Genomic DNA, 14,123 nt, shown 5'->3' with positions numbered 1-14,123 from the left:
GCGCGGGCGGTACAGCATCCCGCCCGCGTAGCGGTTATTTCAGGCGCTCGGCCAGATAACGCGCATAATCCGGAATAAGAATATCTACAGCGTCATTAAAATGCGGGGACTGGATGATAAAGTCCGCCGTTGAGACGTTAGTGGCGACAGGGATATTCCATACGGTGGCCAGACGCAGTAGCGCTTTGACATCGGGGTCGTGCGGTACCGCGTTAAGCGGGTCCCAGAAGAAAATCAACACGTCGATTTTCCCTTCTGAAATGAGCGCGCCAACCTGCTGGTCGCCGCCCATCGGGCCGCTCAGCATCGCATTAACGTCCATACCGGTTGCGCGCTGGATCAGATTCCCCGTGGTGCCGGTTGCATAAAGAACGTGTTTTTCCAGCAACGGCTGATGGCGTTCCACCCAGTTCATTAACATCTGTTTGCAGTGGTCGTGAGCAACCAACGCGATATGTTTGCGCGTCGGCAAGGTGCGAGTCGTCAGTTCCATAATTCGATTCCGTAGTTAACCTGTCTACAGATTACTGGAAGCGCTTGATGCTGCAAGAGAAAGACAAAAAAATTGCGCGCTGGGACAACTCATATTAAGAGGGCGGCTGTTTTTCCGCCCATTGCAGAAAATGATTGCGTGTCTGCGGGTCGGCCAGTCGGAACCAATATTTCAGCCGCTGTTCTGTCAGAGTTTGTGATTGCGGCGGTACGGTATCAAGCTCTGAGACGTCGGAAAGTAATGTGCTGTCGTCTGCCATCATCGTGGCGAACTGAGGAAGCGAGGCGCGTTTCGCCGATTTATTATAACGCTCGGTCTCTATTTCATAATCGACCACTTTAGCCGTAGAAGTAATGGCCAGAATATCGAGTTTTACCGGAATGGGCATGGCGTCGCCGTCCAAAAGCGCCAGACGCGGCGCCGCGTTAAAATGCGAGGCTTCGCGCTCGTTTTCCAGCCGCGGGAGCTGGAAATTGACCTGACTTATCAGTTGGGTATCGAAACTTATCACCAGCGGCGGAGAAATATAAAGCCGCTCTTCATTACCGGGCAGGCGGATGGTTTTTTCCACCCGGAAAACAAGCTGATGCGGCCCGTTTTCCAGTTCAATGCTCTCTGCACCGCGTAATAAAGAGCTGGATACCTTTTTGCCGTCCAGCACCAGCAGATCAACCTCATTAGACAAACGGAGCGTTGTGGCAAAAACAGTCACCGGCAAACAGAGAGCAAGGAAGGTGGTTAGCGCGCCGGTTTTCATAAGGTTCTCCTGTCCAAAGGCCGTCTGGCTAATAATGTATCGAAATTTTTCTTAGATCATGTTTACTAACATATAGACATATTTTGGCGTTTTGCTCTCATACATCGGTATGGGATGAATGGTTGCTATGTCAGGTTTGTCGTACACTTTGCAAAACAGCCAGGAGAAAGATGATGAAAGAGACCGATATTGCTGATGTTTTGACGTCCACTCGCACTATCGCGTTGGTAGGTGCGAGCGATAAACCCGATCGTCCAAGCTATCGGGTAATGAAATACCTGCTTGAACAGGGCTACCATGTGATTCCGGTTGCGCCAAAAGTCGCGGGTAAGACATTGCTGGGGCAACAGGGGTATGCCACGCTGGCGGACATTCCCGAAAAAGTCGATATGGTGGATGTTTTTCGCAACTCTGAAGCTGCATGGGGCGTCGCGCAGGAAGCTATCGCCATCGGCGCAAAAACGCTGTGGCTACAGCTTGGCGTGATCAACGAACAGGCGGCGGTACTGGCGCGGGATGCAGGCATGACCGTGGTGATGGATCGCTGCCCGGCGATTGAGATCCCTCGCCTGGGGCTGGCGAAATAAAAGTTTAAATGGCCGGATATCGCTCTCCGGCCTTTTAAATACAATCAGTTACGTAGTCGCGGCGCCTGAAGCTGCTTGCGAATGGTACGCGCCAGTTCATCCATCGATGGCTGTTCTGGATGCTCGTCCCGCATTTCGCTTCGCAACTGGGCCTCGGCCAGATAAGTATGCACTGGCTGACCATCATCATCTTCCATTACCACGTGGTACCACGGAGCGGCGCGAAGTTCGTCGTTAACCGCCAGTTCATCAGGCGACGGCTCATCAAGCGAATATTCCGGGTCGATATCGACGACCACTCCGAGGTAACCTAACAGGGAATGGCGGACCTGTTGGCCGATACCGAATTTGCTGGCTATCATAGTCACCTCCCGGGAAATAGATACCCTTTATATGAGGATACTATTCCACTTTTCAAGTTACATGACGCGACAGGCAAACCCTTTCAGATACAGCCCTTCCGGGTAGGTGGCGATCACCGGGTGATCGGCGGCCTGACGGAACTGCTCTATAAATTGTACATCACGACCGGCATCTATTGCGGCATCGGCAATGATTTTCTGAAATAAATCGCTGGTCATCAGTCCGGAGCAAGAGAATGTCAGCAGTATGCCGCCCGGATTGAGCAGTTGAATCGCTAACATGTTAATGTCTTTATAGCCCCGGCAGGCCCCCATTAACTGGCTTTTATTTTCGACGAATTTGGGCGGGTCCATGATGATGACGTCGAATTTTTCGCCGTGTTCACGGTAAGCGCGCAGCAACTTAAACACGTCATCGCGCACGAATTCGGCTTTGCTCAAGTCCAGTTGGTTCAGTTCAACGTTTTGCCTGGCGATATCCAGCGCATCCTGTGAGGTATCCACGCTGACAACCTGGCGACAACCGCCCATTAACGCCGACACGGCAAAACCGCCGGTATAAGAGAAGCAGTTCAGTACCCGCTGATTTTCCACGTAGCGGCGCGTCGCCAGACGACTGTCGCGCTGATCAAGATAATAACCGGTTTTGTGGCCGCCCTGGATATCGACCAGTAATTTCATACCGTGTTCTTCAATTGGCAGAAGCGCAGGCGGCAGTTCGCCAGTGACCGGACCTTGCGTCAGCGCCATCCCTTCTTTTTTCCGCACGGCGACGTCGCTGCGATCGTAAATAGCGCAATCCGGATAGCATGTTTGCAGAGCGCTAATTAATGCGGCGCGTTGATATTCAGCCCCGGCGCTGAGCAGTTGCAGCACCAAAAAATGACCAAAACGATCGATAGTGACGCCAGGCAGGCCATCGGACTCACCGGCGATCAGACGATAGCTATCCAGGCCGTCTTTTTTCGCCAGCCAGTCGCGCCACTGCTGCGCCTGGCGCAGGCGGCGGGTGAAAAACGCAATATCAATGGATTCTGCTTTATCAAATGTCCAGACGCGCGCGCGGATCTGAGATGCTGGCGACCAGGCGCCGCGTGCTAACCACTTTCCCTGATGGTCGACGATATCGATAGTTTCACCGAGGTTGGCTTTGCCTTCCAGGCGGGAGACGGCGCCGGAAAAGACCCATGGGTGGCGGCGGAGTAAAGATTTTTCTCGCCCTTTGCTGAGGACTAAACGGGGATATTGCGGAAATGTAGATTCAGTCATGCGGAGTAACCTCTCACAAACAGTGACGCGAGCCGGATAATAGCTCCAGCCAGGGACCGTGAAAACGAAATGGCGCGTAGGGTAGCACAGATGAGAGAGGCAATCACCAGCGTATGGCGGTGAGCGTTTCTGCACAAAATAGAATCGTAAAGGCACAGTTTCTTCAGCGGACGCTTTTTATAGTGTTATTTCTTTATATGAAGAAGGAAATACAATGAAAACAGTCTTCTCTTTGACCGCAGCCGCAATGATGGCATTGAGTGGCGGCGTATCTGCCGCGTCGGCGTTTAGCCTCAGTAGCGCGGATATTCCGGCGGATTTTCGTTTAACGCAACAGCATGTCTTTAAAGGATTTGGTTGTAGCGGAGAAAATATTTCGCCGCAGCTGAGCTGGCGCAATCCGCCTGCCGGAACCAAAAGCTACGCTATTACCGTCTTCGATCCTGATGCGCCCACCGGAAGCGGCTGGTGGCACTGGACGATGGTGAATATTCCTGCGCAGATTCACGACCTGCCGACGGGGGCTGATAAAAAAACGTTACCCGCTGGAGTGGTGCAGGGACGGAATGATTTCGGTTATGCTGGCTTTGGCGGCGCCTGTCCGCCGCCGGGCGATAAGCCTCATCGCTATCAGTTTACTGTGTGGGCGCTGAATACGGCAACACTGCCGCTCGACAGTGAGTCGAGTGGCGCGTTGGTAGGGTTTATGCTTAACGCGCATGTGATTGCGAAAGCACAATTCACGGCTACATACGGAAGATAAAATAGAGGACGGCACGGTGCAGGAGATGCATATTCGACATCAGGATCTTACGACGGCAGAGGTGCGTTCCAGTCATCTGCACCGTTTGCATCGTGTTACGCTTTTTTCCGCCGCTATCTGCCATATTACGCAGGGCAGTAAAGTCATCATTCAGGATGATAGCCGCCTTGTCGCCGGGCCGGGCGAGTTGATTATTATTCCGGCGAACACGCCGCTGGAGATTATTAATCAGCCTGCGCAGAACGGTTTTCGCTCCGACCTGTTGTTACTTTCACCGGAGATTATTGCTCGCTTTAAAACGATGTACGTTCAGGATTATCCACCGGCAAACCTGACATCGCTGTGTACCCCGATGAGCCGTAGCCTGACATTTATGTGGGAGAACGTGTTGGATGCTGTGCGCCAGGGTTTACCCGTTGGGCTACAGGAACATCAGGCGATGGGGTTACTGTTAGCGCTTTTGCATGATGGCGCGGCAGGACCGCTGCTTATTGAACGGCGTTACACCCTCACGGAGCAGGTGCGGCAACTGATTATGCTCTCGCCTGCTAAGCTATGGACAGCCCAGGAGATAGCCCGCCGTCTTGCTATGGGAACATCGACGCTGCGTCGGCGTTTGCAGCGCGAATCGCAGAGTTATCGACAAATTGTTGAAGAGGTGCGCATGTCCTGCGCGCTTTCTCAACTGCAATCGACGACGCTGCCGATCGGCGAAATAGCGCTACGGTGCGGTTACCTGTCGGGGTCGAGATTTACGGCCAGATTCCGCCAACATTATGGGTGTCTGCCCAGTCAGGTACGTTAAGTATGTCCTGTATGAGCCTCCACCACTGATTATGAAAGGAGAACCATCATGTCGAACGTCTGCATTATCGCCTGGGTTTATGGTCGAGTTCAGGGAGTCGGGTTTCGCTATACCACGCAGCATGAGGCGCAGCGGCTGGGGTTAACCGGCTATGCGAAGAATATGGATGACGGAAGCGTAGAAGTAGTGGCCTGTGGCGACGCGGCGCAGGTGGAAAAACTCATCAAGTGGCTGAAAGAGGGCGGGCCGCGCTCTGCTCGTGTGGACAAAATCCTCACTGAACCGCACAGCCCTCGCGAGACGCTAACAGGCTTCAGTATTCGGTATTAAATACACTTTACCGGTTTGGGCAGACCGGCGATTTTGGTCGCTTGCTTTGCCGGGCCTTTCGGGAACAGACGATACAGATAGCGGCTGTTGCCTTTTTCTTCGCCGAACTTATTCGCCATCGCTTTTACCAGCATTCGGATGGCGGGAGAGGTATTAAACTCCAGGTAAAATTCGCGCACGAAGCGCACGACTTCCCAGTGTTCCGCAGAGAGCTCAATGCCTTCATTGGCGGCGATAGCGACTGCCAGCGCTTCACTCCACTGCGTCGTCTCTTTCAGATAGCCTTCGCTATCAGTACTGATTTCTTTACCTTCAAAGATCAACATAACGTTTCACTGCGTAATCAACACGGACGGCAGTGTAGCAAAAAATAAAGCCCTGCATAAGCAGGGCTGGAAGAGGGGAATGTCGATTAGTCGCGGCTGGCGAAGCCCAGAATGCTGAGCAGGCTGACAAAGATGTTGTACAGCGAAACGTACAGACTGACGGTCGCACGAATATAGTTGGTTTCACCGCCGTGAATGATGTTACTGGTTTCATACAGGATAGCGCCCGAGGAAATCAGGATAAACACCGCGCTAATCGCCAGGTGCAATGCAGGCAGTTGCAGGAAAATATTCGCCACCATACCAATCAGCACGACGACGATCCCGGCCATTAACATACCGCCCAGGAAAGACATATCCTTACGGGTGGTCAGAACGTAAGCGGAGCAGCAGAAAAATACTAACGCGGTCCCACCCAGCGCCAGGCCAATGACATCGCCCATGCCTGCTGACAGATAGGCGTTAAGAATCGGGCCCAGGATATAGCCGAGGAAGCCGGTAAACGCAAAAGCAGACAGGATACCGACCGGCTTATTGGCGGTTTTATAGGTCAGGAACATCAGCCCATACATACCGACCAGCGTCAGAATCAGGCCGGGGGAGGGCAGCATCAGTACCGTACTGGCTGTCGCAGTAATTGCGGAGAAAGCCAGCGTCAGGCTCAACAGAAAATAGGTGTTGCGCAGTACTTTGTGCGTACTCAGTAGCGAGCTATGATCACGCGATGATGTAATGATACGATCCATTAGTCACTCTCTTATGACAGATGTAATTAATAAAGGAGAATAATAAAAACAGTCACTGTCACCCAGTGGTTTTACCCATCTTTACGCATTCGTTTACGTTTAGTTTCCTTAAGAGATTTCAGGTGATTACCGTCGTTAAAACGGTCTTTTCATGCCTGGCGCTACGCCATAAAACAGGCGGCAGCGCCAACCACGCGTTACCGATAAAAAATTGATAATCACAGCGGTAAAACAGTGGGGACGATCAACACGTATTAAGCCCGTTTTTGTGTTGAAGAAATGGTCAATGTGCCGCTATTTCAGGCAATTAACGAAAATTTGCCTGTTTTTCACGCAAACGAACACATTCGGTCTTTACATGACGCACCGGGATGTTTATAGTGCGCCTCATTCCGGAAGTGTGGCCGAGCGGTTGAAGGCACCGGTCTTGAAAACCGGCGACCCGAAAGGGTTCCAGAGTTCGAATCTCTGCGCTTCCGCCAGATTAAACAAGGGGTTACCAAAAGGTAACCCCTTTGTTTTTTGGCGCTTAGAATATAGTTAGAAAATACTGCCAGAACATTTCCCGAAAAAACGGACTACGCGGGTTTTTAGTTTCTTTTCGTTTCCCGATGTGTCTATTTATTGAAGATGTAGGCCATTCTGGGAGGTGAAGGATGCCCCATCTCTTTCAGAATAATGTTGGTATATTCGACAACAGGGCCTCTTGGATGATTTTCTTCTTTATCCTGAAGATGGGTCAGTGCATGTACAACTTCATGAATAAATGAACGTTTTGTGTCAAAAAGTTGTCTTCCTTCGTTACTTTCATAATGTTCGGTATATGAATCATCAGAATCGTCCAGATTGAGACAAATAACTTTCCTGCCTTCTGAAAGTTTGAAGTGTTCCTGAGCCACGGTAGTTTCAAAGGCTTCGCCTGCCCCCAGTAGCCAGCGCTGCTCCACATCATGTAGTTCTTTTTCATATGCGTAATTCATCAGTCTGCGGAATGTTTCGCTTTGGGTATACGCATTTTGAAGTACGGAGGATAGTTCATCGTAGCATTCGTCATAAGTGTCGTCATCAATTTCTGTATCAGGGTCTATTCCACCCGCGCCTGAGATAAGGTACTCCACCACACACTCTGGCTCCAGACGGAATTCACTGTTTATGGCAAGGCTGTCATGAGCAAGGCGTAGCCGTGAGGGGTTTGGTGCATGTTCGGGAATATCGGGGAAAACAGGTGTATCTGCGGTATTTAATCCATATGTGGATACTCCGCTTTGAGGTATTAATCTGTAGGTGACCGGAAGCATAACTTCTTATTTCCTGACTACAATTATGAATTATTTAAATTAAACAATAATAGTGTTTTTAGTTAATGTGCCACATACAGATAACGCTATGATTCAGACAAAGCCAACAAGTAATACGCTGAAAATGTTATTTATAATGAAACTTAGGGGCGGGGTTTATTTAATAAAACAAGGGGGCCTCTGTTTGAATACTTCTTGTTTATAAAATCCCTTTATCTCGACTAAAATATCGGATGGGGGAAAAGAGTTCTATCATTGTAATCCGGGAGTGGAGTAGGGGTATGTTGACTACCTGTCAGATCGGCTCCTGTTAATGCTTTCGCTAAAGTTAGAGCTATCTTATCTAATTTTGCACCATTTAGTTTGGTGTCAGTTAAGTCTGAGCCGAATAGAATTGCAGCGGTTAAGTTTACACCGGACATGTTAGCGCAAGTCAGGTCTGCGTGAGTCAGGTTTGCTTTAGTCATGTTTGAACCCATTAGATTCACAGCGTGTAGATTTGCACAACACAAATTTGCACCAACTAAATTTACATTAGAAAGATTTGTTTCACGGAAATCTGCATCAGAAGCATCTATTTCTGACAAATCTTCCCCCTGGAAATCTTTATAAGCCAGGTTTACTCCGCGCAGGTTCAGAAAACCATCCTCGGTTATAAGTGAATCAGGCTGTTGTATATTATGTTTACTCATCAGCTTTAACATTCGACATACATTCCAAAATCTCTCGCTATCAACTTTATCCATTACAGTTTTTCCATTTTTTTTCACTTCAATAATGACCATGGGATCCGTATTTTCGGATGCTGCTCCACATGACAGACATATAGTACACCCGTTGACATCCTCCAGAAATATTTTATTACCATCGAAGAAAGCATCTTTATTTACATATAATAATGATGTGGTCAGTTTTCCAATTACCTCCCGAAAGCATCTTTCATTGCTTCTTCTTACTCCACCACAGGTAAAAAAATTGACAAGCCATTCAAGTACACCGCGTGGTGAAGTTGCACTTTTCATCGCTTCTTTCGTACCGGTACCGGCCGCATGCAAATATCTTAATATATTTTCTGGGGACGCGTTAGTTATTGGCATTTTGATTCCTTCTTATGGAAGTGAGTCGATTCCTTATAGGTGTGAGTCAAGTCACATTTATACAAGGAATAATAAAAAAAGATATAAGGTGATTTTTGTATTTAGAGCTTTGGTTGAGTATGAGTAGGTGTCTGGCATCTGACAAGAGGCGATGATATCTGCCATAACGGTGAAGCAGAAGTACTGTCGGGGTCGTTACAATCACCAGCTTAGGTATAGAACGCGCTGGCTGCGCCTGTGAGCCAGTCATATGATGTTGTAAAAAATCAGGCTGACGTTAATAAAACACGCCAGCCTGAAGTCATATTCAGTTCACCAGGAACTGATGAAACATACACGACCAGATATACCCTCAGTTCTGATATGGTTGTTATAGTTTTCTGTAAAAAATTAACAACCACATACATCACACCAAAAATCTGGTATCTCTATATCTTGTGGCCAGTTATCACACCAGGGTGGGTGAACCCATGATGCGGGGCCTGACGGCCAGCCACCGGAGGCGTGTTTTGTATTATCTGGTGGTGGGGGGGAATCACTGGCAGCCATCGCCGATGCCGAAAAGGCTGTAGCCGATAACACCAGAAGCAATGGTAAAAATATACGATGTCTCATAATATCACCCGTGAATAATCAGATTATCCTTGCTATTGGCTTCCTTCATTTCCAGCATAACTCACGCTTCATCATCATTGAATAAACAATTAAGTTTGTTGAGCGAAAATTTACTTAAAGAAAAAATAATAAGCACTAATATTTTTTTGCAGTATTTCAACTTATAGCAGAATAAATGCGCGTAGATGGCGTAAAAACCTGATGATCAGGAATACTTACACACTAAAAATGCTCCCGCAAACAGAGCGAAATGAGAGAGAGGAACGTTTGCCCCTTACATTTCCACCAAAGATTCTGGTCTTGTCTCTTGTAAAGGGCATACGTATCGCGCTTTATCTCATTAAGAAAGCATGTTGATGTATTAAATTATGCATAACGCTCTTTCAATTGCTTCACGTTAGAAATGAATAATTCAAAACCAGTGAGCGCCTCTTCTTCGGTACTGGTTTGCGGCAAGCGATAAAGCGCCACTAAAGCAGTATTGTCTGCGTCAGCGCCGATAGTGACGGCGCTGGCGTAGTTAAGACGTAAAAAATGCTGCAAAGTCAGAGTGTCGTCAGGCAATGGCATAAAGGGACAGCACATTTCCAGTGTATGATCGGATTCATTAAAATAAACCTGTATCCCATCATCAATGATGAGCAGTGGCTCATCTTCTGGCGCATCCAGGCCTAACGCGGCATATAAACGATTTAATAGACTTTCCATATAGTTACCTCAAGACTCAAGATGTGATTAATGAAGAAATGCCTTTTACTGACTGCCAAATATTTTCATCCCCAATTCGTTTTTGATAGGAAAGATTGAGCACCTCTGGCGATAAATTTTTCAGTACTTTGTTTCCCGCCCCGCCCGTATTTTGTTTCTGAATCTCCAGGTTGCCACTATTCAGTAATACTTTTTGGAAAATTTTCTGTCCACCGCTATCCGGAAGGCTGCCAGGCGCATTTAACATATGGGTCTGATGGAAAGAAATGATCTCTCGCTTGATTTCTGAATCCATCATCCCTGTACGATCTTTGCCGCTTTTACAATTCCAGGCGGGCACCGCGTCAATTTCATGGGCTAACATGGCAAGGCGTTGTGCGAGTTTATAGGGTTCGCCGCCATCTTTATGATGTTGGTTATTTTTCCAGATATCCTTAATCTGGCGTGCTAATGTATTGACGACCTCATAATTATCCGGGTATTGCGCCAGCCATTCGCCAACCCAGCCACCTGGTCTGGCTTCAGGGCGTAAATCATTGCCTAATAACTGATGTAGCGCTTCGGCATTATATCTATCAGATGCCTTAAGGCCAAAGCCGAGCTTGAGCGTCAGCTCATTAACACCCATATTAAATGCGGCGACGTCCGGTTTTATTTTTACCGTCTGTAGATCGCCATCTTTATTGCGGATTTTTAAATGAATCATTTTTCCCGGCTGGGTCAACGATTGCCATGCGCGCATTTGATCCTCGACCATCGTTCCCTCTTTGCCGAAAATATTCGACGCGGTGAGTAACCCGACGGATACCAGTTTCAGGCTTACCGCTTCGCCCGCTAAGGCTCTGTTAAGCAACTCAGGTTTACTAAAAAGTGCCGCAGTTAATACTTCTTTGGCTTTGTTTTCAGCGCCGACCTGACGCAGAAGCGGATCTTTTTCATGATAGGGGGAAAGCACGCCATGACGTATCCCGCAAAAAAGCGTTTTATCTTTACCGTCCTCATGCACACTCACCGTGGACATCCACAAATTATTGGCGTGATGAATATTCCTGGTATCCCAACTGCATACGCCCTTTCCCTGATAAGCACTGGGAAAGATATCTTTTGCGCCGATTTTCATCTCTGCGGCAGGGAGCTGCGTGTTGGTATAGTGATGCCCGTTATGCGTGAGTGTATTTTTTATGGTTTGCCAGGGCTGGTTATTAAGCTGCTTGACCTGAGCGTCTCTAAACGCTACTGCCGCAAAGCGATGAGCTTCTTTTGCAGGTAGGCCATTTTGCTGCTGAGTGCGTGCTGCAATAAGTTCGATAAGATTTTTCTTCAATGCTTTTGCCGCAGCTTCTTCTTGTTTTGTTGCTGGCCGGTCCGCTTTAACTTTGGCTAACTCCATTTGGTTTGCCATTGACGTTAGAACCGGGTCTTGTTTACCCAGAACGGTTGCCGCGACGGTAAGAAGATCGCGCTGTAAGTTATAGAGGTCATGCAGAGAGTGGTTAGACGTCTTCTGATGCTGTAGATAATTCCCCCATGTCGCGCCAGGTTCTCGCAGGACAATAATTTCCGGGCGAGCGTCGGATGCTTTAGCCGGCGCTTTGCCCTGGCCTGAGAGAATCTGCATTCCATTGTATAAGGTTTTTTGTAGGCTTTTAAAAGCCTCCTGGGTTTTTAGTGAAGCTGAGTGATAGAAGCTCTGTATTTGCATAGCGTTTTTAATATTCCTGAATAGGGGAGTGGGAACATTCAACAGGGTTAACAACCCTTTAAAAGGATGTGACTTTTATGCACCAGGAACTTTAAAAAAATGTCCTTTTTAAGGAGGAAACGCTTCTGATCAGGCGGGGAGGCATCCTGACGTCCATACGTAGTGGCGATCATGGGGGGAGATCGGTACATCAAATGTTCATAAAATCTACAAACTTCACAATTTAGGGCACAACTTTTATTGAAAACCCACCTTCTTGACTCAGATCAAATTCACCGATTTACTCCTGCGTAAAGTAACGGCGTTACATCAAATGTTATACAGGTGTGTGTATGCCAGCAAAGCCCCGGACAAGTAAGACCGTGACGAAGAATATTCGTTTTTCCTATTCCATGCTTGAACAGATAGAATTCGCGTTGAAATCTGAAAAGACGCGGAATTTTTCAGCATGGGTAAAAGAGGCCTGTCGGGAAAAGTTATGTAACACGGGACATAAGTTGTAGTTATCGTTTTATGCGAGAGGAGGCGGCCATTTTGAAAAGAACAACGTGCTTATATACCTCCTGGGTTTTTGCCGCTTTTGTCTCTCTGCTGATATTTGCCTGGAGTGTCATAAACTATCCTCTCTATGAATCCATAATAATTATTGTCTTTTATATCTGGCTAATTCTGGTGCCGCTTTATCTTATTGTGTATGAGTGGCTAATAGATTGTCATTGAATTTATGGTTGCGTACTTGAAAATTGATATTTCATATCTGTGCGGTAAGTCATTGTCGTAATAATATTATTGGTCAGGCGATGGGCGAGCGTTTGCGCATTTTGCATCGTTTTATCTTCAAAATTTTGCAGTAAGCGTTGCGCTTCTTTCGGATGCGACGCATATAATCTCAGATAGCTCTGCTCCATCTTATACTGCTGCTTAGCTGTTTGCTGTTCAAATGTTTTCCAGGCGTGTTGCACATCTGGCGCAAACGCATTGTAGTCCTGCATAACCAGCGTTTGCAGCGTGCGGAATGTCCAGTAGGTAGAGTCGTTGCTCGCCCGATCGGTTCCTTTATCATCTCCGGGTTGATAATGACGCATCCCCTGATAATAGGGGAGATAGACGCTAAGAGATGGCATTCCATAGGCGATGTATTCTACGTTGCCGATAGCCTGCGGTAATTTCGGTCTGACCTGTAAAATATGCGACTCCTGGGTACGAAAAACGGATATAGGTCGCCATGGTTCTTGTGGATTATGACTGGCATAAGGGTCGTGCGACGTTCCCTGATAGTGATTGCGTAACGCGTTTTTTACTGCCGCCACGCTGATCTTCGTTATTGGCGTTAAAAAAACAGGAAATGTTTTCCCTTCGCTAACGACCGTATCCAGATGCGGATTAAACTGATGTTGTAGCGTCCAGACGCGCGGATAATTATAGGTGATATCGTTTTTGTTATCCTGCGAATAGGCTTGATGGAAGTCGAATTCGCCGCGGGCCGGATCATATAATCCCTGCTTTTTCGCAAAGCTTACTAACGTTGGTGACGCCATATAATTCGCGTTATCATTCGGATCGTAATGGCGTAAACGTCCCTGATTGGCGGAAACGAAATAGCTATCTGCCGGAAGTCGTACTGCCAGCCATTGATGACCGCTTCCCGTCTCCAGATACCATATCTCTTTGCTATCAATAAACGCGACGCCGAAACCTTCGCCCGCGCCTTTTTGTTCAATAATGTCGCCCAGTAATTTGGCGCCCTGACGCGCCGATTGCGCCACTGGCAGGATCACGGACTCAATGGCGTCTTCCGTGATTCCCGTTTTTGTCACGTAAGGATCGGCAGCCAGCGCCGCTCTGCCGTTGTAAATGGTTTCCGTTGCGCTCATTCCGACGCCCGCCGAATTGAAACCGGCTTCACCCATGGCGTTATCGTTAGTATCAAAGTCATGAATTGCCGTATAGCGCATCGCTGTCTCCGGAAGCGGCCAGCTAAAATTGTTCCGATGTGCTTTATACTCGCCTTGTTGATGAAACGCGACGGGATGAATAACCTTATGCTTGGCGTTATTTGCCGAGCCATCCTCGTTGCGCGCGATAATGAAGGAGCCGTCAGCCGAAGCCTGATTGCCTACCAAAAGGGTAGTACAGGCGATGACTTTACCCATACCCAGCAGCGTAACGGCGAATGCAAGATACTTTTTCATAAAGGTTCCCACTGAATAACGCGTTATGGGATGAATTGACCCTGGATTGGAAACCGAGAAAGTGATCGAGCCA

General features: G+C 48.0%; 17 protein-coding genes, 1 tRNA gene and 1 pseudogene. 7 read left to right on the top strand and 12 right to left on the bottom strand.

Annotated elements, in window-relative coordinates:
• Positions 1-34: 34 nt before the first annotated feature.
• Both mgsA and ABVN36_RS09860 read right to left on the bottom strand, forming a co-directional pair.
• The gene (mgsA, locus tag ABVN36_RS09865) at positions 35-493 is read right to left on the bottom strand and encodes a methylglyoxal synthase (protein WP_000424187.1); all 459 of its coding nucleotides are present in this window, start codon (positions 491-493) and stop codon (positions 35-37) included.
• Between the two features lie 94 nt (positions 494-587).
• A complete protein-coding gene (locus ABVN36_RS09860; protein ID WP_000847733.1) occupies positions 588-1,250 on the bottom strand; it encodes a DUF2057 family protein in 663 nt (220 codons plus the stop codon).
• 173 nt (positions 1,251-1,423) lie between these two features.
• Here ABVN36_RS09860 and ABVN36_RS09855 point away from each other — a divergent pair, with 173 nt between their 5' ends.
• Positions 1,424-1,837, top strand: a complete 414-nt coding sequence (locus ABVN36_RS09855; RefSeq protein ID WP_001537782.1) for a CoA-binding protein — start codon at positions 1,424-1,426, stop codon at positions 1,835-1,837.
• A gap of 44 nt (positions 1,838-1,881) precedes the next feature.
• Here the strand turns inward: ABVN36_RS09855 and hspQ are convergent, their stop codons facing one another.
• Together hspQ and rlmI are read right to left on the bottom strand one after the other, a co-directional pair.
• The gene (gene hspQ / locus ABVN36_RS09850) at positions 1,882-2,199 is read right to left on the bottom strand and encodes a heat shock protein HspQ (RefSeq protein ID WP_000561983.1); all 318 of its coding nucleotides are present in this window, start codon (positions 2,197-2,199) and stop codon (positions 1,882-1,884) included.
• 57 nt (positions 2,200-2,256) lie between these two features.
• Entirely contained in the window at positions 2,257-3,468 is a 1,212-nt protein-coding gene (gene rlmI, locus ABVN36_RS09845; protein ID WP_000140480.1) for a 23S rRNA (cytosine(1962)-C(5))-methyltransferase RlmI, read from the bottom strand.
• Between the two features lie 214 nt (positions 3,469-3,682).
• On the opposite strand from rlmI, the gene ABVN36_RS09840 reads away from it, so the two are divergent.
• From ABVN36_RS09840 to yccX, 3 genes are read left to right on the top strand one after another with little or no spacing between them, the layout of a single operon-like run.
• Positions 3,683-4,231: a YbhB/YbcL family Raf kinase inhibitor-like protein gene (locus tag ABVN36_RS09840; protein ID WP_000859417.1), complete on the top strand. Its 549-nt coding sequence runs from the start codon at positions 3,683-3,685 to the stop codon at positions 4,229-4,231.
• Between the two features lie 25 nt (positions 4,232-4,256).
• Positions 4,257-5,036: a helix-turn-helix transcriptional regulator gene (locus ABVN36_RS09835; protein ID WP_000548082.1), complete on the top strand. Its 780-nt coding sequence runs from the start codon at positions 4,257-4,259 to the stop codon at positions 5,034-5,036.
• Positions 5,037-5,084: 48 nt separating this feature from the next.
• The gene (gene yccX, locus ABVN36_RS09830) at positions 5,085-5,366 is read left to right on the top strand and encodes an acylphosphatase (protein WP_000072884.1); all 282 of its coding nucleotides are present in this window, start codon (positions 5,085-5,087) and stop codon (positions 5,364-5,366) included.
• Here the strand turns inward: yccX and tusE are convergent.
• Positions 5,363-5,692, bottom strand: coding sequence for a sulfurtransferase TusE (gene tusE, locus ABVN36_RS09825; RefSeq protein WP_000904446.1), 330 nt, complete (start codon positions 5,690-5,692; stop codon positions 5,363-5,365). The genes yccX and tusE overlap by 4 nt on opposite strands.
• Before the next feature lie 86 nt (positions 5,693-5,778).
• Entirely contained in the window at positions 5,779-6,438 is a 660-nt protein-coding gene (yccA, locus tag ABVN36_RS09820) for an FtsH protease modulator YccA (protein ID WP_023138529.1), read from the bottom strand.
• 394 nt (positions 6,439-6,832) lie between these two features.
• Between yccA and ABVN36_RS09815 the strand changes: the two genes are divergently transcribed.
• Positions 6,833-6,920: transfer RNA gene (locus ABVN36_RS09815), tRNA-Ser, on the top strand.
• Positions 6,921-7,055: 135 nt separating this feature from the next.
• On the opposite strand, the gene pipA is transcribed toward ABVN36_RS09815, so the two are convergent.
• The gene (pipA, locus tag ABVN36_RS09810) at positions 7,056-7,736 is read right to left on the bottom strand and encodes a type III secretion system effector protease PipA (protein ID WP_001727541.1); all 681 of its coding nucleotides are present in this window, start codon (positions 7,734-7,736) and stop codon (positions 7,056-7,058) included.
• Positions 7,737-7,957: 221 nt separating this feature from the next.
• Positions 7,958-8,833 (bottom strand): SPI-2 type III secretion system effector PipB, encoded by an 876-nt coding sequence (gene pipB, locus ABVN36_RS09805; RefSeq protein ID WP_023138527.1) that lies wholly within the window; start codon positions 8,831-8,833, stop codon positions 7,958-7,960.
• Between the two features lie 650 nt (positions 8,834-9,483).
• Between pipB and ABVN36_RS09800 the strand changes: the two are divergent.
• Positions 9,484-9,805, top strand: a pseudogene (locus tag ABVN36_RS09800) (hypothetical protein).
• Between the two features lie 9 nt (positions 9,806-9,814).
• On the opposite strand, the gene sigE reads toward ABVN36_RS09800, so the two are convergent.
• Entirely contained in the window at positions 9,815-10,156 is a 342-nt protein-coding gene (gene sigE / locus ABVN36_RS09795) for a type III secretion system chaperone SigE (protein ID WP_000444723.1), read from the bottom strand.
• Between the two features lie 16 nt (positions 10,157-10,172).
• Positions 10,173-11,858: an SPI-1 type III secretion system effector inositol phosphate phosphatase SopB gene (sopB, locus tag ABVN36_RS09790; RefSeq protein WP_023138526.1), complete on the bottom strand. Its 1,686-nt coding sequence runs from the start codon at positions 11,856-11,858 to the stop codon at positions 10,173-10,175.
• Positions 11,859-12,190: 332 nt separating this feature from the next.
• Here sopB and ABVN36_RS09785 point away from each other — a divergent pair, with 332 nt between their 5' ends.
• Positions 12,191-12,361, top strand: a complete 171-nt coding sequence (locus tag ABVN36_RS09785; RefSeq protein WP_001111006.1) for a YlcI/YnfO family protein — start codon at positions 12,191-12,193, stop codon at positions 12,359-12,361.
• On the opposite strand, the gene ABVN36_RS09780 is transcribed toward ABVN36_RS09785, so the two are convergent.
• The gene (locus ABVN36_RS09780; protein ID WP_000174815.1) at positions 12,362-12,472 is read right to left on the bottom strand and encodes a hypothetical protein; all 111 of its coding nucleotides are present in this window, start codon (positions 12,470-12,472) and stop codon (positions 12,362-12,364) included. It lies immediately after the preceding gene.
• A gap of 108 nt (positions 12,473-12,580) precedes the next feature.
• Positions 12,581-14,050: a C69 family dipeptidase gene (locus ABVN36_RS09775; protein ID WP_023138525.1), complete on the bottom strand. Its 1,470-nt coding sequence runs from the start codon at positions 14,048-14,050 to the stop codon at positions 12,581-12,583.
• Positions 14,051-14,123: the final 73 nt, after the last annotated feature.

It is taken from the genome of Salmonella sp. SJTUF15581, from assembly GCF_043356775.1.
GTDB lineage: Bacteria > Pseudomonadota > Gammaproteobacteria > Enterobacterales > Enterobacteriaceae > Salmonella > Salmonella enterica.
This window is presented reverse-complemented; position numbering and strand designations above follow the sequence as displayed.

Bases quoted from the DNA above. Each gene is read 5' to 3' on its own strand.
- mgsA (WP_000424187.1), bottom strand. From the start codon at position 493: ATGGAACTGACGACTCGCACCTTGCCGACGCGCAAACATATCGCGTTG.
- ABVN36_RS09860 (WP_000847733.1), bottom strand. From the start codon at position 1,250: ATGAAAACCGGCGCGCTAACCACCTTCCTTGCTCTCTGTTTGCCGGTG.
- ABVN36_RS09855 (WP_001537782.1), top strand. From the start codon at position 1,424: ATGAAAGAGACCGATATTGCTGATGTTTTGACGTCCACTCGCACTATC.
- hspQ (WP_000561983.1), bottom strand. From the start codon at position 2,199: ATGATAGCCAGCAAATTCGGTATCGGCCAACAGGTCCGCCATTCCCTG.
- rlmI (WP_000140480.1), bottom strand. From the start codon at position 3,468: ATGACTGAATCTACATTTCCGCAATATCCCCGTTTAGTCCTCAGCAAA.
- ABVN36_RS09840 (WP_000859417.1), top strand. From the start codon at position 3,683: ATGAAAACAGTCTTCTCTTTGACCGCAGCCGCAATGATGGCATTGAGT.
- ABVN36_RS09835 (WP_000548082.1), top strand. From the start codon at position 4,257: ATGCATATTCGACATCAGGATCTTACGACGGCAGAGGTGCGTTCCAGT.
- yccX (WP_000072884.1), top strand. From the start codon at position 5,085: ATGTCGAACGTCTGCATTATCGCCTGGGTTTATGGTCGAGTTCAGGGA.
- tusE (WP_000904446.1), bottom strand. From the start codon at position 5,692: ATGTTGATCTTTGAAGGTAAAGAAATCAGTACTGATAGCGAAGGCTAT.
- yccA (WP_023138529.1), bottom strand. From the start codon at position 6,438: ATGGATCGTATCATTACATCATCGCGTGATCATAGCTCGCTACTGAGT.
- pipA (WP_001727541.1), bottom strand. From the start codon at position 7,736: ATGCTTCCGGTCACCTACAGATTAATACCTCAAAGCGGAGTATCCACA.
- pipB (WP_023138527.1), bottom strand. From the start codon at position 8,833: ATGCCAATAACTAACGCGTCCCCAGAAAATATATTAAGATATTTGCAT.
- sigE (WP_000444723.1), bottom strand. From the start codon at position 10,156: ATGGAAAGTCTATTAAATCGTTTATATGCCGCGTTAGGCCTGGATGCG.
- sopB (WP_023138526.1), bottom strand. From the start codon at position 11,858: ATGCAAATACAGAGCTTCTATCACTCAGCTTCACTAAAAACCCAGGAG.
- ABVN36_RS09785 (WP_001111006.1), top strand. From the start codon at position 12,191: ATGCCAGCAAAGCCCCGGACAAGTAAGACCGTGACGAAGAATATTCGT.
- ABVN36_RS09780 (WP_000174815.1), bottom strand. From the start codon at position 12,472: ATGACACTCCAGGCAAATATCAGCAGAGAGACAAAAGCGGCAAAAACC.
- ABVN36_RS09775 (WP_023138525.1), bottom strand. From the start codon at position 14,050: ATGAAAAAGTATCTTGCATTCGCCGTTACGCTGCTGGGTATGGGTAAA.